This is a genomic window from Porphyromonas miyakawae, from assembly GCF_045865415.1.
Classification (GTDB): Bacteria; Bacteroidota; Bacteroidia; order Bacteroidales; family Porphyromonadaceae; genus Porphyromonas; species Porphyromonas miyakawae.
Window position 1 is genome coordinate 372,655 of sequence record NZ_BAAFSF010000004.1, and the last position, 21,899, is coordinate 394,553.

Sequence of the window (21,899 nt, forward strand, 5' to 3'; positions counted from 1 at the left end):
CCTCTATTTAATGAACTGCGAATTTATTTCTTATCGACTAATCTTCAGAGCGACGACCGCCTTGTCTACGATCGCCATGATGCTCTCCATCGCGACCACTGCGCGGACGTCTTGCAGGACGCTCAGGCTCAGTCCAGCCTTCCGGCTTGGGAAGAAGAGAGCGATGAGACAGACGATACTTGCCGGTCTTAGGATCTATCTCCAAGAGTTGTACACGGATACTATCCCCTTCTTGCAAACCGGTATCCTCAATCTTCTCGAAGCGTCGCCAATCTATTTCGCTGATGTGCAGCAATCCATCCTTGCCCGGCATGAACTCTACAAAAAGTCCGTAAGGCATTACACTGGTTACCTTGGCATCATATACTTCACCCACTTCAGGCACAGCGACAATTGCTCTGATCATAGAGAGTGCCTTATCTAAAGCAGCCTTATCGGAAGAGGATACTTCCACACGTCCTTCTCCATCAATCTCCTCAATCGATACATTGGCACCACTCTTCTCTTGTATGCCCTGTATGATCTTTCCACCCGGGCCTATAATAGCACCGATGAATTCTTTCGGTACGTTGAAGATCTCCAAGCGAGGTGCATTGGACTTCATATCGGCACGAGGAGCCGGCAGTGCCTCTTTTATCTTGCCTAAGATATACATACGTCCTTCGCGAGCTTGTGCCAGGGCATTCTCCAATATCTCATAGCTCAAGCCATCCACCTTGATATCCATTTGAGTTGCCGTAATACCCTTTTCGGTACCGGTCACCTTAAAGTCCATATCGCCCAAATGGTCTTCATCACCAAGTATATCGCTTAGTATGGCATAGTTCTGACCTTTATTCTCACTGATCAAGCCCATTGCGATACCTGAAACAGGTCGCTTGATAGGCACACCGGCATCCATCAGTGCAAGTGTACCGGCACATACGGTAGCCATAGAGGAGCTTCCGTTGCTCTCCAAGATATCACTCATCACACGCACTACGTAGGGATAGTTATCCGGTATCATTCTCTTTAGGGCGCGAAGTGCTAAGTTACCATGACCTATCTCACGGCGTCCGACGGCACGCCAAGCTTTTGCTTCACCGGTAGAGAAAGGAGGGAAGTTGTAATGCAGTAAAAAGCGCTCCTTATCATGATTCAAGGGATCGTCCACTAACTTCTCATCATCCTTAGTACCTAAGGTAACCGTGGAGAGGGACTGAGTCTCACCTCGAGTAAAAATAGCACTTCCGTGAGGCATAGGCAAGCAACTGGTTTCAATCCAGATAGGACGTATTTCGTTGGTCTTACGTCCATCGAGCCGCTTACCCTCATCTAATATAGCACGGCGCATTGCTTCCTTTTCCACATCATGGTAATAGCGGTTGATCATGACCTCCTTTTCGGCCAAATCTTCCTCGCTAAATGTAGCTTTATATTCTTCAACTAAAGCATCAAAAGCCTCTGTACGCTCTTGCTTTCCGGTACCGGAAGTAGCAATATCGTATGCCTTTTGGTAGCACTTGTCGTGTACATCCTGGCGTAGCTCATCGTCATTTGTTTCGTGGCAATAGGTACGCTTTACCGTCTTACCAACGGCCTCGGAAAGCTCCAATTGGGCCTGACACTGCTTCTTGATGGCTTCATGAGCTTGCCTAATAGCTTCCAGCATTTCAGCTTCGCTTACTTCATCCATCTCACCTTCGACCATCATGATATTGTCTAAGGTGGCAGCAACCATCATATCTATATCAGCCTTCTTAAGCTCAGAAGCAGAAGGACTGACACACCACTGACCGTCAATTCGAGCAATACGCACTTCACTGATCGGACCCTCAAAAGGAATGTCCGATACAGCCAATGCGGCAGAAGCAGCTAAGCCTGCCAAAGCATCCGGCATATCATCTTCTCCGGCAGAGAAAAGCACTACATTTACAAATACCTCAGCGTGAAAATCGCTCGGGAAAAGAGGACGCAAAGCGCGGTCAATCAGACGAGACACTAAGATCTCATAATCCGATGACTTACCTTCTCTTCGAGTGAAACCACCGGGGAAACGCCCAACGGCCGAGAACTTTTCTTTATAATCTACCTGTAAAGGCATAAAATCCACATCCGGAGCAGCATCTTTTGCTGCACATACAGTAGCCAATAGGACTGTATTGCCCATTGTTACTGTTACGGCACCATCGGCCTGCTTGGCCAATTTCCCCGTTTCGATCTTTATTGTTCTTCCATCGCCAAGATCGATCAGCTTTGTTACGGGTTCTAACATATTCAATTCGTCTAAAACACTATTCTAATTGTTCTTACAAACAAAGGTAGCCAATTTAAGCCATATAAATGTATCAAATATATCTAACGGCACGCAGTACTTGACGCTTTCCTCGTGTACCAGCAAGACGCTCTACTTCATAGCCTATAGCGTGCAATGTACGACGCAGAGTGCCTTTCACTGTATAGGTTACGAAGAGCCCGCCCTCAGGTTGTACACACGCTACCTTTGACAAAGTTTTTGCATCCCAAAGCTCCGGTATTTCATCTGGCGAAAAGGCATCGTAATAGACCACTTCATACTGCTCCAGGTCAAAATGAGCCTTACGAAAGTCACCTTTTCGCTTCTCTATACAGAAGAAAGGAGTTACTTCGCAAGGGGTATTCCATGGGAGAGTATGCAAAGTCTCAAGCAGGTGCGCATCAGTTCCCGGGAAGTGCAACAGATTGTACTCATGCTTATGAAGCGGATACCGCTCATACGTTGTATAAAATACTTTGATGCCCCTCTCTGTTGCTGCCTCTGCCGTTAAGAGTGCATTAAGTCCTGTACCGAAGCCCATCTCCAATATATGCACCTCCCGAGTAAGTGGGTTCTGCTCACAATAGAAAAGGAAGCCGTTCTTTACAAAAACTATTTGGCTCTCCTCAATGGGACCGTAAGTAGAGTGAAAGGTTTGATGGTGTCGGCGATCCAAAAAGGTCACTGACCCCTCATCGGTAGGTACTGCGACACGAGGTTTTCGAAATAGATGGAACATAATTACAATGCAACTAAATAAGTGGAGGGAAAGCACTTGTGAAACGGCATACAACGATCAATAAAAAGACACATACCTTTCAAACGAAGGGTACATGTGTTTTATTTGAAAGCTGCATACTTTTTTTGTAAAGCAATTGAGTAGGGGAAACAAGAACCCTTATTTGGTCTTCGCTCTAAAGCATCGGAGCATACCGAGAACTCCCGATATGCTCCAACTCCTTCTTACAGGCGCAATACTTCCTAAAGGGGGAGACCCTTTCTCGGCTCTATGCGTCTTGCTCTTCTTCTGCTTCGTGTTCCTTCAGCAGCTTGTCCTGAACATCGGTCGGTACAAGCTCGTAGGAAGCGAATTTCATTGTAAAGCTTGCTCTTCCTCCGGTTAGGGAGCTGAGTGCGGTAGCATAGTTACTCAATTCCTTCAACGGCACTTTAGCCAGCAACTGTTCATAGCCCTTTTTGCTATTCATTCCCATTATGATGGCACGTCTACCTTGTAGGTCGCTCATCACGTCACCAATGAAATCAGCCGGCACATCTACTTCCACGTCATACACAGGCTCCAATACTTTAGGCGCTGCCTCACGGAATGCCGTACTAAAGGCATTACGTCCCGCAAGCATGAAGGACACTTCGTTACTGTCTACCGGGTGCATTTTACCGTCATATACGATTACGCGCACATCACGGGCATAGCTTCCTGTAAGCGGGCCACGCTCCATCTTTTCCATTATACCCTTCAGAATGGCAGGCATGAACCGAGCATCTATAGCCCCACCTACTACGCTATTTACATAGACAAGCTTTCCGCCCCAATCTAAGGGGATCTCCTGCGTATCTTTGGGAGTAATCTTAAACTCTTGCGAGCCGAAGCGGAACGATTCGGGTAATGGCTTACCCTCTTCGTAAGGCTCTACGATCAAATGCACCTCTCCAAATTGTCCGGCACCACCCGATTGCTTCTTATGACGATAATCGGCTCTGGCAGCTTTTGTAATGGTTTCTCTATAGGGAATACGCGGCTCACCATATTCAACGGGTATCTTATCATTGTTTTCAATACGCCACTTCAGCGTGCGAAGATGAAATTCGCCCTGACCGCTCACGATCGTTTGCCGCAATTCCTTTGACTGTTCTACTATCCAAGTGGGATCCTCTTCGCACATACGGTGCAACACTTCGGTCATCTTTTCCGAATCGGATGCATTAACAGCCTTTATCGAACGACGGTACTTAGGATTAGGAAACTCAACTTCCGGATAACGATAAGACACATCTTTATCGTTTAATGCATCACCACGCCTAACACCTTTCAGCTTTACGGTAGCACCTAAGTCACCGGCTTCGAAGGAATCCACGCGTTCACGGATTTGTCCGGCAGTTACGTAGAGCTGTCCGATGCGTTCCTTGCTGTCCCGATTGCTGTTCGTCAGGTCCATCCCCTCTTTCAGCGTACCCTGCATCACCTTAAAGAAGGATACTTCGCCAATATGTGGCTCTATGGTAGTTTTGAAGAAGTAGAGGCTTACCGGCTTAGAGGCATCCGGAGCGACGGGCACACCCTCAGTAGTTACCGGTGGGGTAGCTTCTGTGGTATGTGGAGCCAGTAGCGCTAATAGGCTCATCAGGCGTCGCACGCCCATATTCTTCATACCGCAAGCGGTAAACACCGGGTACATTTCTCCGGTGAGCACCCCTTTACGCATACCCTGAACAATCTCCTCTTCCGTAAGCGAACCGGCTTCAAAGAAGCGCTCCATAAGGGTCTCTTCGTGTTCGGCTGCCGACTCGATAAGCGTCTGACGCAACTCTTCTGCTTGAGCCAACTCAGACGCCGGAATATCCAATACTTCCGGAGTACCGCCTTCAGGACCCCATTGGTACATCTTCATGCTAAGCACGTCCACCATCTGGTTCTTGCTGCCGGCAACCGGGAACTGTATTTGAACCAACTTACCGCCAAAACGCTCCTTTAGTTGAGATAACGTGGCTTGAAAATCTGCTTTTTCGTCATCGGTCTGATTGATCAGGAAAAAGATCGGGCGTTTCTTTTCTTCCACATACCTCAGTTGGTTGATCAGCCCCACTTCAATCCCGTACCGCGCATTGACCACTGCCAAGCTGCTATCCGTTACATTTAATGCCGAAACGGTACCGCCGATAAAGTCGTCACTACCGGCGCAATCGATAAAATTCAGCTTCTCGTCCTCCCAAGCAACGCTAAAGAGGGTTGAAAAAACCGTATAGCCGTATTCCTTTTCTACGGGAAAGTAGTCGCAAACCGTGTTGCCTTGACTCACTTCGCCACGACGTTTTATCACGCCGGCTTCGTAGAGCATCGTCTCAGCGAGAGTCGTTTTGCCCGAACCGGCACTACCTAAAAGAGAAATGTTGCGGATGTCCGCTGTCTTGTACACTTTCATGGTACCTTACTACCTGTTATTATTTTTATTACTTCTATTTTACACTTAACCTACTCTATATTAACTATATAAAGCATTGCCATAAGTAGTTGGGGAGCTTTTTTTAGGTGCTTTCTGTACTCCCCTTCGGCAAAAGCACTGCAAGATAGTAATTTATTCTTAATGCCACAACAAAGTTGTAATAATTTACACATAGTAATGCAACATACCACATTATCAAAACGCTATGGAAGATTTAATACCCACAAATAGGTAGTACTATTTATTTTGTCGGATTATACAAGGGAGCGCAGCAACAGATCGGCATCTACTCATTTGAAATACAGCCTGCCGACTTGCCACTATATGAATCCATAAAAAAAGGGATATAAGAAACCTTATACCCCTTTAATGCGAACTCCGGAAAGCGACAACCTCGCTCCCAATAGATACTAAAGAAAGCTCTTACGCCGCAACAGAAAGTCTCGTCCCAGATATTTCTCTCTTACGATATCGTTCTCGGCCAGCTCCTCGGCTGTACCCTGAAATAACACCTTTCCCTCAAACAGCAAATAGGCTCTATCCGTAATGGAAAGCGTTTCATTCACATTATGATCGGTAATCAAAATACCTATATTTTGTCGTTTGAGACGTGCTACTATATGCTGAATATCCTGCACAGCAATAGGATCCACTCCGGCAAAAGGCTCATCCAGCATAATGAAACGCGGTCCGATAGCCAAGCAGCGTGCGATCTCTACGCGTCGTCGCTCGCCTCCACTCAATCGGTTTCCTTGATTCTTACGAACCTTTTGAAGTCCGAACTCGTCAATTAGCTCCTCTAAGCGATCCTTACGCTGCTGACTGTTGAGCTTAGTCATCTCCAAGACTGTCATGATATTGTCCTCCACATTCATACGTCGGAAGACACTATCCTCCTGTGCCAAGTATCCTATTCCTAAGCGTGCCCGCTTATAAACCGGATACTCTGTAATGTCGGTATCATCCAAGAATATTCTCCCCTCATTAGGCACTACTAAGCCGGCTGTCATATAGAAAGTGGTGGTCTTACCTGCCCCATTAGGACCTAATAGACCCACTATTTCGCCTTGTTCAAGGGAAATGGACACATGATCTGCCACCGTGCGGCGATGATACTTCTTTACTAAGTTTCGGGTTGAAAGCGTGGCCATAGAGCAAATATTAACGGCTAAAACTCGTAATCAATAGCCTGCCGCCCCTGCTTATAGGGGAGAATCATCTCTTTGACTATTTGCTGATGCTTAGCATGCTCCGCATAGGCTTTCAGAGCCTCCATATCAGCTACCTCTGCCACAAGGCAAAAGGTCGGTTGCTCTTGCGGATTGCAGTTAACCCCCACATGAAGCGAATCCAAAGAGGGAATCACCGCCGGCAGTGCTTCCAAGGCCTCTTTAATGGCGACAACTTGCGCTTGCTGCTCGGCTTCGCTTGAAAAGCCGCCTAAAGTAAATAATACTATATGCCTTATCATACGATATAAGATTGTGCTAACATTTCATCAAAATGGGAATCCTTGTATCCCAAGAAGTAAAGGATTCCATCCAATCCCACAAATGAGAGGCTTTGCTCTGCCTCGGCCTTTACTTTAGGCTTGGCATGAAAGGCAATGCCTAAGCCGGCTGTTTGCAGCATCAACAGGTCATTGGCACCATCTCCTACCGCTACAGTTTGCATCAGGTCCACCTTCTCTACTTGTGCTATCAGCTTCAGCAACTCGGCCTTACGACGCGAATCGACTATCTCGCCTATGTAATGCCCTGTTAGCTTACCATTTTCGTCCACCTCCAACTGATTGGCATACACATAATCAATACCAAATTTGCGCTGTATATAGGTACCAAAGTACATAAAGCCTCCGGAAAGAATAGCGATCTTGTAGCCCATCAACTTTAAGACCTTCATGAGCCGCTCGATACCTTCCGTCATAGGAAGATTTTCTGCTATATCCTCCATTACATTTATATCCAACCCCTTCAAAAGGGCCACACGCTCGGTAAAACTCTCTTTGAAGTCTATCTCACCGCGCATAGCTCGCTCTGTGATCGCTTTCACCTTATCGCCCACTCCATTACGGGCAGCCAACTCATCGATAACCTCCGTTTGAATAAGGGTAGAGTCCATATCAAAGCAAATCACTCGCCTCATTCTTCGGAACATCGACTCACGCTGGAAAGAGATATCCATATTGAGCTGCGACGACATATCTACAAGTTTTTCTTGCAGTTTCTCTACATTAAGGGGCGTACCTCGCATGGAGAATTCAATACTGGCATTGGGTGACCGCTGACCTTCATCCAAAGGAATACGTCCGGTCAAACGGCGAATATTATCTATGTTGAGTCCCTGTGCAGCAGCCTCATCAGCTAAAGCGGCCAGCATTTCGGCTGTGATCTTACGCGCCACTACGGTAATGATGTAGCGGTTCTTACCCTGGGCATTAACCCATTCGGTGTAATTTTCGGGTGAAATAGGATTGAAGCGGATAGCCACATCCAATTCATAAGCACGGTAGAGCAGATCCTTGAAAATATCCCCACTATCTGCCTCCGTTGTTTCAAAAAGGATTCCCAAATTGAGGTTATTGTGAATATCGGCTTGACCAATATCCAAAATGAACGCATTACGCTTTGCCAAGATCTCCATCAGTGAAGCGGTTACACCGGGGCGGTCCTCTCCTTGAATGGTTGCTAATATCAATTTTCTCTTGTCTCCTGTTGCTGCGTCATTGTGCTCCTCGTCTGAATGTGTGATAACCGCACGATTCTCAGGCACTAAATTTTTTTCTTCCATCATCTTTTCATCTAACTAAATTACATCCGCTTATATTTCATTCAAAAGATCGCAATAAAACACCTTGCCTGTATGCCTACCCCCTGATACACTCATGGGATTGATGCCTTTGCTCGGCCACGACATCCGACACCGGGTTCAATCCACATAGCGCTTCACTTCTCTCCCGTAAAGAGGGCGTTACGCACACTCCTTGCAGTTCTTCATAAGAAGGATCACACAAAGATAAACATTCATGGGAAGCAATGCAAAAGAGGCGAAAGAAAAAATACTCTTGTCCGTTACATTTGCTTTCTACCCAAATAGAAATTCGTCCATTCTCTCCGTTGTAAGCCTTTACTATCAGCCACAAAAAGGTTCTGATCTTTCATTCAAAAGATCTATAACTTTTGCACCAAACATCTATAAGTTTTGATTCAAACATCTATACTTTTTTGGGGCAGCAAGTATAAACTTTTCTTAGCCTCACACACGCACTGCAACGTATCGGCAAACGAACTGATCGGATTAGCTCTGATTTAGTACCTTTGCACCGCCCATTTTGACTAATAAAAGAGAGACCAAGCCACATCTCATGAATGTAGGAACCACAGCAGCAAAAGACCTCACAACGGGTAATTACAAGCGACAGTTGCGTTCGCTTGCCGCTCCTATCATTGGTACCTCCTTTATTCAGATGGCCTACGTACTCACGGACATAGCTTGGGTGGGTCGACTGGGCAATGAAGCGGTAGCCGCTATTGGCGTAGTAGGCGTGCTCACGTGGTTTATTGCTTCTATCGGCGTAATGACCAAGATAGGCGCAGAGGTAAGAGTGGCACAAGCCATAGGAACCAAAGATAGCGCTAAGGCAGCCCTAATGGCTTCGCATACCACTTCGTTAGCCATTTGGCTCGGACTACTCATGCTGCTTCTAGGCGTTCTATTAGGGCCCTCTATCATCGCTCTGTATGGCTTAGAAAAACATGTAACACGGATGGCGGAGGGGTACCTATTTATCTATATCTCAGCCATGATTCCCTTTTTCCTTTCGCTCGCACTAAGTGGCTGCTACAACGCTGCCGGACACAGCAAGATACCCTTCAAAGCAAACTCGGTTGGTCTGATTCTCAATATGATACTGGATCCCTTGATGATCTTTGTGCTGCATGGCGGAATTCGAGGTGCGGCATTGGCAACGGCTATTTCCGAGACGGTTGTGTGCGCCATACTTCTTTGGGAGCGGGGATACGGCAAACGAATTCTAAGCGGGTGGCAACTAATGGTACGCCTCAGAAAGAGAGAGACATTAGACATTATATCTGTGGGACTACCCGTATCGCTTCTCAACTGCTGCTTCTCCATTATCAATTTTATCATCGGCACCTTTGCCACTCGTGTAGGGGGATCATTAGGTGCCACCATCATTACTACAGGAGGACAAATTGAGGCTATTTCGTGGAACACCTCACAGGGCTTCTCCACAGCCCTCTCTGCCTATGTGGGACAGAACTACAGTGCCGGCAAAAAGCACCGCATATGGGCAGGATACCGCTATATAGGACGCATTACCGGCATTATAGGGCTATGTGCCACTCTGCTGTTCGTCTTCTTTGGAGGATTTATTTTTTACTTGATCGTACCGGAGTATGCCGTCTTTCAGGAAGGGGGTACTTACTTACGGATTAGTGGGTACTCGCAACTCTTTATGATGGCCGAGATAACGGCACAGGGACTCTTCTACGGAACCGGTAATAGCAGCATTCCGGCAACGATTAGCGTCGTAGGCAATGTACTTCGCATTCCGTTATTCTTCCTTTTCGAAACATTCATTCCGGGCCTAAGTGCCGTTTGGTGGTCCATTACAATATCCTCGGCTCTCAAGGGATCCGTGGCACTCGCTTTGCTTCCTTATCTAAAACGAAAGATTAATCGAAAGATACCCAATGAAGCAATATAAAGTTTACCGCTACTGCATAGAAGAGGCACCTGAGGGGATGTCTGAAGAATCCGTATACGACTTAGTGGCCGAGCAATTAGCTACAATGGGCTTTGATACCTTTATACAAGAGAGTGGACTGCTCATGGCGTATATTTCAGCAGAGATATGCACACTCCCCGAAAAAGGCGTGTTGGAAATAGCGTTTCCGCCTCTTCGCTGTGCGTATACAAGCGAACTACTTCCGGAGGGACATTACAACGCCGTGTGGGAGGGAAGCGAAGCAAAGCCCATTACTGTAGGCAATCAGCTCTATATACGCGCCCCACATCATGCACACAGCCCCAATCGCAACCTATTAGAGATTCTAATTGCGCCTAAAGATACATTCGGCACCGCCTCCCACCCGACTACCCATATGATGCTGGAGATGATACTCAAGTCCGATCTTCGGGGAAAGCGAGGAATAGACGTAGGCTGTGGCACAGGCCTGCTCGGCATTACCGCCTTGCTAAAAGGCGCAAAGGAGATGCACTTTATTGACACAGACGAGCGGGCCATTCGCAATACACAAGAGAATCTACAACACAACGACCTCCCTGCAAACAACCTGTACCTCGGCACACTCAGTGAGAGCGGACTGAGCGACATGGACTTTCTACTCGTTAATATACACCGCAACATTATCCTCTCTGATCTACCGCTATATCGCACTACCCTTCGCCACAAGGGAATTCTTCTACTCAGCGGCTTCTTTGAAGAAGAGGATGCCGTAACCATCCGACAAGCAGCCCTTGAACAAGAATTTACCCCTCTATACGAAATGCAAAAAGAGGGTTGGGCTGCATTGGGCTTTTACTGTCATTAAAGGGTGGATATGCAGGGAAAGCCATTTTTCTTGCTATTTTTGCAGGGAAGAATCATGAATATTTCGATGCCATGAAGCAAGCAACTCATTCTACCCCACAGAAGCCCTTCTCGGGTCTCAGCGTGGCTCTTGTCACTCCCTTTGATGATCATAACAAAATAGACTTTTGCTCTTTAGAGTTGCTACTGAAACGCATTTGCGGTCATGTGGAAAATATCGTACTCTTCGGCACAAGTGGAGAGTCGCCCACTATACACATGGAGGAAAGACATGAGCTGCTTCGCTTTGCAAAAGAAAAGGTAAAGGGACAAGCCAAGCTGATCCTCGGCTTAGGATCCAATGATACAACCCAATTAGTGCAACGCTTGGAGCAAATGGATCCGGATATAGTGGATGGTATTCTCTCTGTGGTGCCTTACTACAATAAGCCCAATGCGACAGGTATTTACCGACACTTCGCAACTGTAGCACAAGCTTCTCCACTACCTATCATCATCTACAACATCCCCTCCCGTACAGGGGTGAACTTATCTATTGACACGCTGCTCCGCTTACGCGATACTTACCCGAAACAAATCGTGGGGATCAAAGAAGCTTCAGGAGCTACTATTCCGGAGCGTGTAACTGCTATAAAGCAACAGATAGACAAAGACTTCACCATACTAAGTGGCGATGATCAGCTTAATCTACAAGCTATGCGGGCAGGAGCTGACGGAGCTATTTCAGTGGTGGCTAATGCTTTCCCCGAACTAACTCAAGCTACGCTTCATATCAACGCACCGGAGCGCGCACAAAAGGTGGATAATGCGCTGGAAGCTCTCTACAAGCTGCTCTTTTGTGAGGGTAATCCGACCGGAATCAAGGCTTTGCTTCATGCTTTGGGCATACTCACTCACAATACGCTTCGCCTGCCTTTGGTAGAAGCTTCTGAGTCCTTGTATCATCGTTTGCAGGAAGAGGCCACTCGGCTCTCTGCACTCATCCCATAAGGACATGCATTTAGCTGAAATAGACCTAACCAACTTCAAAAATATAGAGAATGCCTCCTGCCGCTTTTCTCCTAAGCTAAACGCTATATTCGGAGGAAACGGAATGGGGAAGACCAACTTATTGGACGCCGTACACTACCTATCCATCGTGCGCAGCCACCTTTCTACCATTGACCGAATGGCAGTCAAAAAAGGCGAAGAAGAGTCGTTTATAGCCGGTACCTTTATTAATGACAAAGAGGAGAAGGAGCGCATCGTGCTTAAGCTGCGCACCCGAGGCTCTAAACAACTCAATCGCAATGGAAAGCTATACAAACGACTAAGTGAACATGTAGGACGCTTCCCTTCCGTAGTTATCTCTCCGAATGACTATAAGCTTATTCAGGGAGGAAGTGCCGAGCGTAGACGCTTTTTAGACCGTCTGCTCTCTCAGCTTGACAATCAGTACCTGCACGTACTCAGCCGCTATGAACAGCTTTTAGTGCAAAAGTCTAACCTACTCAGGAGTGATCGCCCCGATGCTATGCTACTGGATGTATTAGAGGAGCAGATGACTGAGATGGGAATAACTATTCGTGCCAAGAGAAAGTCCTTTACCGAAGAGTTTATCCCTTTCTTTCAGCAGCTTTACCAAAGCATTGGCAACACCAACGAACATACAGCATTACAATACACCACCGAGACACAAGAGTCGTACGACGACTATCTATCTGCTATGCGTGCACTACGAAATGAAGAGCTTAAGAGTGGCATTTCCCTGTATGGAGTACATCGAGATGATATAAGCATGCTATTGGAGGATGAGCTGATCCGTAAGATTGGCTCAGAGGGGCAAAACAAATCTTACCTCACGGCTTTGAAGCTAGCTGCATACAATCTATACGCCGAGAAAAAAGGAGTGTACCCACTTCTTCTCATGGACGACCTATTCGACAAATTAGATGAGGAGCGTGTAGCGCGCATTATAGCATTGGTTATGCAACCGACCTATGGGCAAATCTTCATCACGGATACCAATCGAAAGTACTTAGATGAAATAATAGCCCAATATGGTAATTCCTATACGCTTTTCAAGGTAGCGTATGGGCAGGTTGAAGAGCTATCCGCATAGTACTTTTTTATCCGTATTAGAAAGAAATACGTAACTTTGCACCCGCCAAGACTCGGTGAGATTGTATGGTCGGGTAGCTCAGCTGGATAGAGCATCTGCCTTCTAAGCAGACGGTCATGGGTTCGAATCCCATCCCGATCACCATCTGGAAGACACAAATTAGCAGACAAATTATGGGACAGGAAGATGTATTACTTAAAGTAACCGAACGAGCCAATAGTTGGCTTCGGGACGGATACGATGCCGATACGCAAGCAGAAGTGCGTCGTATGCTTGCAGCGACAGACAAAACGGAGCTCATCGAAGCTTTTTACAAAAACTTAGAGTTTGGCACTGGAGGACTTCGCGGGATCATGGGCGCAGGCACCAATCGAATGAACCGCTACACGGTATCCATGGCCACGCAGGGACTGTCCAACTATCTACTAAAAGCATTCCCGGGCGAAGAGATAAAGGTAGTCATTGGACACGATTGTCGCCACAATAGTCGCTATTTTGCTGAAACAGCAGCCAACGTATTTTCTGCAAATGGTATTAAAGTATTCCTCTTTGATGCCCTACGTCCTACTCCGGAGATCTCTTTTGCCATTCGTTATTTGGGCTGTAAGAGCGGGGTAATGGTAACTGCCTCGCACAATCCAAAGGAGTATAACGGCTACAAAGCCTATTGGTGTGATGGGGCACAAATGATTGCGCCACACGACGAGAATACTATTGCGGAGGTAAGCCGCATCGCATCAATTGAAGAGGTTAAGCAGGAAGCCAATCCCTCTTTGATTAAAGAAATAGGCGCAGATATAGATAGGGCTTTTATAGAGGCAGTAAAGGGGCTTTCCCTCGCTCAAGATGCTATAAAGCGTCACCACGACATGCCTATCGTCTATACACCGATTCACGGCACAGGGCAACGCATTGTACCGCGTGCCCTTAGGGAATTCGGGTTCAGTAATATCATAGGCGTTCCGGAGCAAGATCATATCAGCGGAGATTTCCCCACTGTGGTCAGTCCCAATCCTGAGGAGCCTGCGGCACTTGCCTTAGCTATCGAGCGCGCTAATGAAACAGGTGCTGACCTTGTCTTAGGCAGTGATCCGGATGGAGATAGATTAGGTGTGGCTGTAAGGGACAAAGAGGGCAATATGACCCTTATCAATGGCAATCAGATCTGCATGTTACTAACCTACTACTCTATTGCTCGCCGCAAGGAAATAGGAGAGCTTAGAGCGGATGATTATGTTGTAAAGACCATAGTTACTACTGAGTTGATCCGTGCAATTGCCGATGACTACAAGGTAACCCTGCACGATACTTATACAGGCTTTAAGTGGATTGCTGATGTAATTCGCAAAAATGAAGGCAAGCACCGTTATATAGGTGGAGGAGAAGAGAGCTATGGCTTCCTTTGGGAGGACTTTATCCGTGACAAGAGTAGTGTATCGGCCTGCTGTATGTTTTCCGAGCTAACGGTTTGGGCTAAGGATAAGGGGCTTACAATCTTAGAGTTGCTTGATGAGATATACCTCAAGTACGGCTATTATGCAGATAAAGGTATGAATATGGTGCGTAAGGGTCGCGAAGGAGCCAGCGAGATCAAAGAAATGATGCGCTCATTCCGCGAGAATCCACCCAAAGAACTTGTCGGCCAACGCATTGTAGAAATTCGCGACTATGACAAATTACAATGCCTTGACCTACGTACCGGTGCGACTAAACCTTTGGACATGCCCACCACCAGCAATGTATTGCAGTATTACACGGATGGCGGCATCAAGCTGTCCATACGCCCTAGCGGCACAGAACCTAAGATTAAGTTCTACATATGCGTTAAAGAGCCGATTAGTACACGGGCCGATTTACCGGAGGCACGTAAGAATGCAGACCTTAAGATAGCGCAAATCAGGAAGTGGTTAGGCTTTGAATAGGCCTCCACTCCTTTCTATTACCTATTCACATAAAAGGGGCATCCCAAGCTAATGCTACGGATGTCCTTTTTTTCTTTCCTACGCACATCACAGCTTTAAGAAGCTTTCTACAAAAAGTATAGATATTTTGTTTGATAGGTTCTGATGTTTTGAACAAAAGATTCTAATCTTTTGAACGAAAGTTACAGATCTTTTTTTTGACACATTTGAGAGAGGGTGAAAAACGTAATACCCTATTCTACCACAATCTACTCGCAGGCTTTACCTACTCATACGCTGAGCGTGAAGAAATATTGGATAGCATCAAACCGATACAGAAGGGTGATATACTTTTGAAATCTAATTGTAATGAAGTGCGAAATGAGTATCTTTGCAGTGTACGTATGTAGAGAGGAGCGGAAAAGATCTTCTTGACCTAAGTAAAGCATATAAAGTATCACACAATAAGACAAGTTTCAAAGAAATGACAAAGGTAGGTATTAATGGATTTGGGCGCATTGGTCGCTTGGTATTCAGAGCATCAATGGAGCGTGATGATCTTGAAGTAGTTGCTATCAACGACTTAATAGACGTTGATTATATGGCTTACATGCTCAAGTATGACTCTGTACACGGTCGCTTTAACGGCGAAGTGAAAGTAGAGAACGGCATGTTGGTTGTAAATGGTCGTAAGATCCGTGTTACTGCCGAGAAGGAGCCTCGTCTGATCAATTGGGGGGCTGCAGGGGTAGAATACGTGGTTGAAAGTACCGGACGCTTCCTAACTAAGGAGCTCTCTCAAGGCCACATCGAAGCAGGTGCCAAGTACGTAGTAATGTCTGCTCCTTCCAAAGACGATACCCCTATGTTTGTAACGGGTGTTAACTTAGATGATTATAAGAAGGGTACGCAGTTCGCTTCTAATGCATCTTGTACTACCAACTGCTTAGCACCTTTGGCTAAGATTATTCACGACAACTTCGGTATCGAAATGGGTCTTATGACTACCGTTCATGCAGCTACCGCAACGCAAAAGACGGTTGACGGACCGAGCCTTAAGGACTGGCGCGGAGGACGTAGTGCCATCGGCAATATCATTCCTTCCTCAACGGGTGCTGCCAAAGCTGTAGGTAAAGTAATTCCCTCACTCAATGGCAAGTTGACCGGTATGTCGTTCCGTGTTCCCACGATGGACGTTTCTGTAGTTGACTTAACTGTTTTATTACAGAAGCCTACCTCTTACGACGCCATCAAAGAGGCTGTTAAGCGTGCCGCCGAAGGAGAGATGAAGGGTATTGTAGAGTATGTAGACGAAGCTCTCGTTTCTACTGACTTTACCCACGATCCCCACACCTGTATTTTTGATGCACAGGCAGGGATTGCTCTGAACGATAAGTTCGTAAAACTTGTGGCTTGGTACGACAATGAGTGGGGATACTCCAACAAGATCCTCTGCCTCGTTGCACACATGGCAAAGGTAAATGCCTAAACAAGCCTGATCATAAACAAATACAGATACCTCATCTCCTGTATACGCTTCAAGCGATTTGGGAGATGAAGGTATCTGTCCGCTTTTAGCATAATACAATACCAAAGTGACGCTACAAGAGAAAATAGAACGGCTCACGAAAGAGTTAGATGAGCTACAGCCCAAGACGCTCAAAGAAGTAGAAGAGCTACGTATTCACTTTCTAAGCCGAAAGGGGGAGATAGCTGATCTTTTCGAAGAATTCAAAAAATTAGCTCCGGAAGAAAAACGCTCCTTGGGGGCTGTTGTCAACCGAGTTAAGCAGATAGCCACCGAACGCATAGAGCAGCTCCGCAACGAGTTAAAAGAGGAAAAAGAGGTTTCTCATGAGGACCTAACACGCACCTCCGACGCACTTCCCATGGGAAGTCGTCACCCACTCTCTATTGTGGAAGAAGAGGTGGTCGCTATATTTACTAAGCTGGGCTTTAGCATAGCGCGCGGACCTGAAATAGAAGATGACTATCATCTTTTCTCCGCACTCAACTTCCCTCCCGATCATCCCGCCAGGGATATGCAGGATACTTTCTTTATTGAGCAAAATCCTGCTGTACTGCTCCGAACGCATACTTCCAGCGTGCAGATACGTATTATGGAGCAAACAGCTCCTCCCATTCGGGTCATCTGCCCGGGACGCGTATATCGCAATGAAGCCATTTCGGCTCGTGCACACTGCTTTTTCCACCAAGTAGAAGCACTCTATGTGGATAAACAGGTATCATTCCAAGATTTAAGAGAGCTTTTACTCTTCTTTGCACGCGAGTTCTTTGGCCCTGACAGCAAGATCCGATTAAGACCGAGCTACTTCCCTTTCACGGAGCCATCTGCCGAAATGGACGTATCCTGCAATATATGCCATGGTAAAGGCTGTGCTTTATGTAAACAAACCGGCTGGGTAGAGATATTAGGGTGCGGCATGGTTGATCCCAATGTATTGAAGAATTGTGGGATCGATCCGGAGATATACAGTGGCTATGCACTCGGAATGGGTATTGAACGCATGGCAAACCTCAAATACAGATGCAACGACCTACGTCGATTCTCAGAAAACGATATCCGCTTCCTATCGCAATTTGAAGGTGAACATTAAAGAGCGTACAGCAGCAGTGATTGAGGCACTCAGTGACGCAATACCTAATCCGACCACTGAGTTGCAGTATCACTCTGCGTATGAACTTTTGGTGGCAGTTATTTTGTCGGCACAATGCACCGACAAGCGAGTCAATATGACTACGCCTGCCCTTTTTGAAGCCTTTCCTACAGTAGGCGCCCTGGCTGCTGCCTCCCCTGAAGAGGTACTCCCCTATATAAGTAGTATCAGCTACCCCAATAGCAAAGCAAAATATCTTGTTGATATGGCAAACGGGGTAATGACTCATTTTAATGGACAGATACCCTCCACTCGCGAAGAACTGATGCAGCTACCCGGTGTGGGACGCAAGACTGCCAATGTAATGCTCATCGTCTACTTCAACGAACCGGCAATGCCCGTGGATACACATGTAATGCGTGTATCGCGAAGAATAGGGTTAGTATCCGAGAGCTGCAAAACAACGGAGGCGATTGAGAAAGCACTACTACGCCACGTACCCAAAGAGAAGCTCTCCACAACGCATCATCTACTCATTTTACATGGAAGGCGTACTTGCACTGCACGTAATCCTAAATGCTCGACTTGCCCTATTAGTAATCTGTGCAAATATCACACACATAACGCCGCAAAAAAGATTAATTAAGGCATAAGTTCCCTATCTTTGTGACTGCAAAAAAGATGGAACTTACTACCATAGGCAAAGTGTTTTACTTACTTATTGTAAGCCGTTTAACACTAATTCCTTTATTATGAGAGAGCAGCCCGTGGTGACTTAACTTCCCTTTTTATGCTTTAAAGAGAAGCAAAAGAGCGATCGTTATATGGCCGTGGAGATAATCCATTCAAGGCAAATATAGAAAAAGCAGTACTTTTGCTAAAGGAACTCATTCCTGAGTATAAAAGCCTCAACTCAGTACATGAGTCCTTAGGTAAGGATAAATAAGAAACTATAAATACATAAACGCCATGCCACAAGAAGTAAAGAACAAACTTCCCGAGAATGCCTATCGAGCACTTAAGCCGGGCGAAACGTACGAACCGATCATGCCTGCCAACTCACGTCCTAAGGAGGTAACTCCCTATTCTGTATTGATGGGAGTTTTAATGGCTATACTGTTTTCTGCGGCCTGCGCTTACTTAGGACTTAAGGTAGGACAAGTATTTGAAGCTGCTATTCCCATTGCTATTCTTGCAGTTGGGATAGGCTCCCTGAGCGGCAAAAAGAATATGTTGGGTCAGAATGTAATCATTCAGTCCATCGGAGCCTCCAGCGGTGTAATTGTGGCGGGAGCAATCTTTACGCTGCCGGCCTTGTACATATTAGAGTTGGAAGCCGGCTTTTGGCAAATCTTCCTTTCTTCCCTATTAGGTGGGTTCTTAGGCATTTTACTACTAATCCCTTTTAGAAAATATTTCGTTCAGGAGATGCACGGCAAGTATCCCTTCCCCGAAGCCACTGCCACAACTGAGGTATTGGTTACAGGCGAGAGTGCCGGCAAGCAAACTATTGTACTTGCTATTAGCGGATTAATAGGGGGGCTATACGACTTTATCATAGGCAGTATAGGGCTGTGGGCAGAAGAGTTATCCACCCGAATGCTTTCGTGGGGAGCATCCTTTGCCGAACGCACCAAAATGGTTTTCAAGGTCAATACCGGGGCTGCTGTCTTAGGCTTAGGATATATCATCGGTCTTCCCTATGCAACGATTATATGTGCCGGTTCTTTTTTGGTGTGGTTTGTGATCATTCCTCTGATTGGCTACTTTGCCCCGGGTATGACAATGCCGGTAGGTGACGGCATAACTGCTACTATAGGGCAAATGAATGCAGAACAGATATTTGCAGCTTATGCACGTCCTTTAGGAATTGGTGGTATCGCTATGGCGGGTATCATTGGCATCCTGCGCAGTTCGAAGATTATTGGTAGGGCCATTAAATTGGCAGCAACCGAGTTTGGAGGCAACCGAGGCTCTGCGGTTGACTTGAAGCGTACCGAGCAAGACCTTTCCATGCGCTTTATTGTGCTGGCTATTGTTGCCGTATTAGTTGCTGTACTTCTCTTCATTCAATTCGGAGTTACTGCCAACATATACCAAACGCTTATTTCACTGTTGATCATATTTGTTATCACGTTCCTATTCACTACTGTAGCAGCAAATGCAATTGCTATTGTCGGGAGCAATCCGGTATCCGGGATGACGCTTATGACACTTATTCTAACGAGTATAGCATTGGTCGGCATAGGCTTAAACGGAGAACGAGGCATGCTAGCAGCTATGGTAATAGGAGGTATTGTATGTACGGCTCTATCCATGGCCGGAGGCTTCATCACAGACCTCAAAATAGGTTATTGGCTTGGCACAACTCCCAAGCATCAGGAGCGATGGAAGTTCCTAGGTACCACAGTCTCTGCCCTTACGGTTGCCGGGGTCATGCTCGTGCTTAATAAGGCTTATGGATTCACCGGTGAACATGCTTTAGTAGCTCCTCAAGCCAACGCCATGGCAGCTGTAATCAAACCGCTCATGGAAGGTGGAGAAACGCCTTGGATACTCTATGGGGCCGGTGCTATTCTCGCACTGATCCTCACTGCCATCAAGGTACCTGCGCTTCCTTTTGCGCTCGGTATGTTCATCCCGTTACAACTTAATGCTCCGCTCCTCATCGGAGGTTTGGTAAGCTACTTGGTAAGCACACGCAGCAAAGATGAGGCTCTCAACAAACTTCGTAAAGATAAGGGCACATTGATTGCTTCCGGATTTATTGCCGGTGGTGCACTTATGGGCGTAGTGAGTGCCATTCTCAAGTTTGCCGGAGTAGATATGATGCAGCAAGAATGGTTAGCTACTTCATCAGCTAACTTGGTTACATTACTTGTCTATTTGGCAATCATTGCGTACTTCCTATTTGCCTCTCTACGAGTAAAGAAAACAACAGAACAATAAACCTATACCCGAACTACTTATAATGAAAAGACTTGAAGAACGTCTCCTGCGTTACATATCTTACGACACGCAGAGTGATGAGAATAGCACGACCTTCCCTTCCACGGAGAAACAGCTCAAACTGCTGGGAGATCTGAAAAAAGAGATGGAACAACTCGGGCTCACCGAGGTAAACATGGATAAGTATGGCTATGTAACCGGCACCATACCTGCCAGTAAGGGATACGAAGGGAAACCGGTCATTGGCTTTATTTCTCATGTAGATACGTCTCCGGACATGTCGGGAGCTAATGTACATCCGCAGATCATTGAGCAATACGATGGTGGGGACATTAAGCTGAACGACTCGCTTATGATGACCACAGAGGAGTTTCCTGAGCTAAGCTTTTTCAAAGGCCATAAGTTGGTAACTACCGATGGTACCACACTACTTGGAGCAGATGATAAAGCAGGCGTAACCGCCATTATGACTATGGCTGAAGAGCTCTTGCAGAATGAGTCTATCAAGCATGGTAAAATACGCATCGGCTTCACTCCCGACGAAGAAATCGGACGTGGAGTGGACTTCTTTGATGTAAAGGCTTTCGGTGCCGATTTCGCCTATACCGTAGACGGAGGTATGGAAGGTGAATTAGAGTATGAAAACTTTAATGCAGCGTCAGCTAAACTATTTATCCAAGGGCGTAATATCCACCCGGGCAGTGCTAAGGGAAAGATGATCAATGCGCTGCAAGTAGCTTGCGATCTGCATGCCATGCTCCCAGTAGGTATGCGCCCCGAACTAACGGAGCACTACGAGGGATTTTATCATCTCATCCACCTCTCCGGCAGTGTAGAGAAAGCTGAAATGGCATATATTATTCGTGACCACAGCAGGGAGCTCTTTGAAGAGAAAAAAGCCTTGATTGAAGCTGCCGTCGCTTACTTAAATAAGAAGCTCGGCAAAGCAGTTATCTCTTTGGAACTTCGCGATCAGTACTATAATATGAGGGAAAAAGTGGAGCCGCATCCCGAGGTAATTGAATTGGCCGAATCCGCTATGAAGGAGGCAAACGTAGTACCCCTCATCAAACCCATTCGTGGCGGTACGGATGGAGCTCGACTCTCGTTTATGGGTCTACCCTGCCCCAATCTTTTTACCGGTGGGATGAACTTCCATGGTAAGTATGAGTATTGCTCGCTGACCACTTTGGAGAAGTGCTTCCACACGTTACTCAACTTGGCACGCCTATGGGGTGAACGCTAAGTACAGAAGGGAATAATTGAGAGAAGGGCAGCTGCTGAGTGGCGGTTGCCCT

Annotated in this window: 17 protein-coding genes and 1 tRNA gene; 12 read left to right on the plus strand and 6 right to left on the minus strand. The window is 46.5% G+C overall.

The genetic code is table 11. From position 1 onward, the window contains the following. Positions 1-37: 37 nt before the first annotated feature. From pnp to serB, 6 genes are all read right to left on the minus strand, one after another. Positions 38-2,254, minus strand: a complete 2,217-nt coding sequence (gene pnp / locus ACLWMH_RS07045; RefSeq protein ID WP_411915992.1) for a polyribonucleotide nucleotidyltransferase — start codon at positions 2,252-2,254, stop codon at positions 38-40. Between the two features lie 73 nt (positions 2,255-2,327). Next, complete coding sequence (mnmD, locus tag ACLWMH_RS07050; protein WP_411915993.1) at positions 2,328-3,014, minus strand: tRNA (5-methylaminomethyl-2-thiouridine)(34)-methyltransferase MnmD; 687 nt, start codon at positions 3,012-3,014, stop codon at positions 2,328-2,330. A 268-nt stretch (positions 3,015-3,282) separates the two neighbouring features. Next, entirely contained in the window at positions 3,283-5,436 is a 2,154-nt protein-coding gene (locus ACLWMH_RS07055) for an elongation factor G (RefSeq protein WP_411915994.1), read from the minus strand. A gap of 431 nt (positions 5,437-5,867) precedes the next feature. Beyond that, on the minus strand, positions 5,868-6,608 hold the full coding sequence (gene lptB, locus ACLWMH_RS07060; protein WP_411915995.1) for an LPS export ABC transporter ATP-binding protein: 741 nt from the start codon (positions 6,606-6,608) through the stop codon (positions 5,868-5,870). 17 nt (positions 6,609-6,625) lie between these two features. Continuing rightward, positions 6,626-6,928, minus strand: a complete 303-nt coding sequence (locus tag ACLWMH_RS07065; RefSeq protein WP_411915996.1) for a Dabb family protein — start codon at positions 6,926-6,928, stop codon at positions 6,626-6,628. Then, entirely contained in the window at positions 6,925-8,250 is a 1,326-nt protein-coding gene (gene serB / locus ACLWMH_RS07070) for a phosphoserine phosphatase SerB (RefSeq protein ID WP_411915997.1), read from the minus strand. The genes ACLWMH_RS07065 and serB overlap by 4 nt, the downstream gene beginning before the upstream one ends. A 571-nt stretch (positions 8,251-8,821) precedes the next feature. Between serB and ACLWMH_RS07075 the strand changes: the two genes are divergently transcribed. From ACLWMH_RS07075 to pepT, 12 genes are all read left to right on the plus strand, one after another. Further along, positions 8,822-10,186, plus strand: a complete 1,365-nt coding sequence (locus ACLWMH_RS07075) for an MATE family efflux transporter (RefSeq protein WP_411915998.1) — start codon at positions 8,822-8,824, stop codon at positions 10,184-10,186. Beyond that, a complete protein-coding gene (prmA, locus tag ACLWMH_RS07080) occupies positions 10,173-11,033 on the plus strand; it encodes a 50S ribosomal protein L11 methyltransferase (RefSeq protein ID WP_411915999.1) in 861 nt (286 codons plus the stop codon). The genes ACLWMH_RS07075 and prmA overlap by 14 nt, the downstream gene beginning before the upstream one ends. A gap of 71 nt (positions 11,034-11,104) precedes the next feature. After that, entirely contained in the window at positions 11,105-12,022 is a 918-nt protein-coding gene (gene dapA / locus ACLWMH_RS07085; RefSeq protein WP_411916000.1) for a 4-hydroxy-tetrahydrodipicolinate synthase, read from the plus strand. A gap of 4 nt (positions 12,023-12,026) precedes the next feature. Further along, positions 12,027-13,133, plus strand: a complete 1,107-nt coding sequence (gene recF / locus ACLWMH_RS07090) for a DNA replication/repair protein RecF (protein ID WP_411916001.1) — start codon at positions 12,027-12,029, stop codon at positions 13,131-13,133. Between the two features lie 67 nt (positions 13,134-13,200). Continuing rightward, positions 13,201-13,277, plus strand: a tRNA-Arg gene (locus ACLWMH_RS07095). A 29-nt stretch (positions 13,278-13,306) separates the two neighbouring features. Further along, positions 13,307-15,055: a phospho-sugar mutase gene (locus ACLWMH_RS07100; RefSeq protein ID WP_411916002.1), complete on the plus strand. Its 1,749-nt coding sequence runs from the start codon at positions 13,307-13,309 to the stop codon at positions 15,053-15,055. Between the two features lie 197 nt (positions 15,056-15,252). Further along, on the plus strand, positions 15,253-15,444 hold the full coding sequence (locus tag ACLWMH_RS07105) for a hypothetical protein (RefSeq protein ID WP_411916003.1): 192 nt from the start codon (positions 15,253-15,255) through the stop codon (positions 15,442-15,444). A 74-nt stretch (positions 15,445-15,518) separates the two neighbouring features. Then, on the plus strand, positions 15,519-16,523 hold the full coding sequence (gene gap / locus ACLWMH_RS07110; protein ID WP_411916004.1) for a type I glyceraldehyde-3-phosphate dehydrogenase: 1,005 nt from the start codon (positions 15,519-15,521) through the stop codon (positions 16,521-16,523). Positions 16,524-16,629: 106 nt separating this feature from the next. Then, positions 16,630-17,652, plus strand: a complete 1,023-nt coding sequence (gene pheS, locus ACLWMH_RS07115; RefSeq protein WP_411916005.1) for a phenylalanine--tRNA ligase subunit alpha — start codon at positions 16,630-16,632, stop codon at positions 17,650-17,652. After that, positions 17,642-18,298, plus strand: coding sequence for an endonuclease III (nth, locus tag ACLWMH_RS07120; protein WP_411916246.1), 657 nt, complete (start codon positions 17,642-17,644; stop codon positions 18,296-18,298). Before pheS ends, nth begins: the two co-directional genes overlap by 11 nt. A 323-nt stretch (positions 18,299-18,621) precedes the next feature. Next, complete coding sequence (locus tag ACLWMH_RS07125; protein ID WP_411916006.1) at positions 18,622-20,601, plus strand: OPT family oligopeptide transporter; 1,980 nt, start codon at positions 18,622-18,624, stop codon at positions 20,599-20,601. A 22-nt stretch (positions 20,602-20,623) separates the two neighbouring features. Further along, complete coding sequence (gene pepT, locus ACLWMH_RS07130; RefSeq protein ID WP_411916007.1) at positions 20,624-21,847, plus strand: peptidase T; 1,224 nt, start codon at positions 20,624-20,626, stop codon at positions 21,845-21,847. The last annotated feature ends 52 nt before the right edge of the window (positions 21,848-21,899 follow it).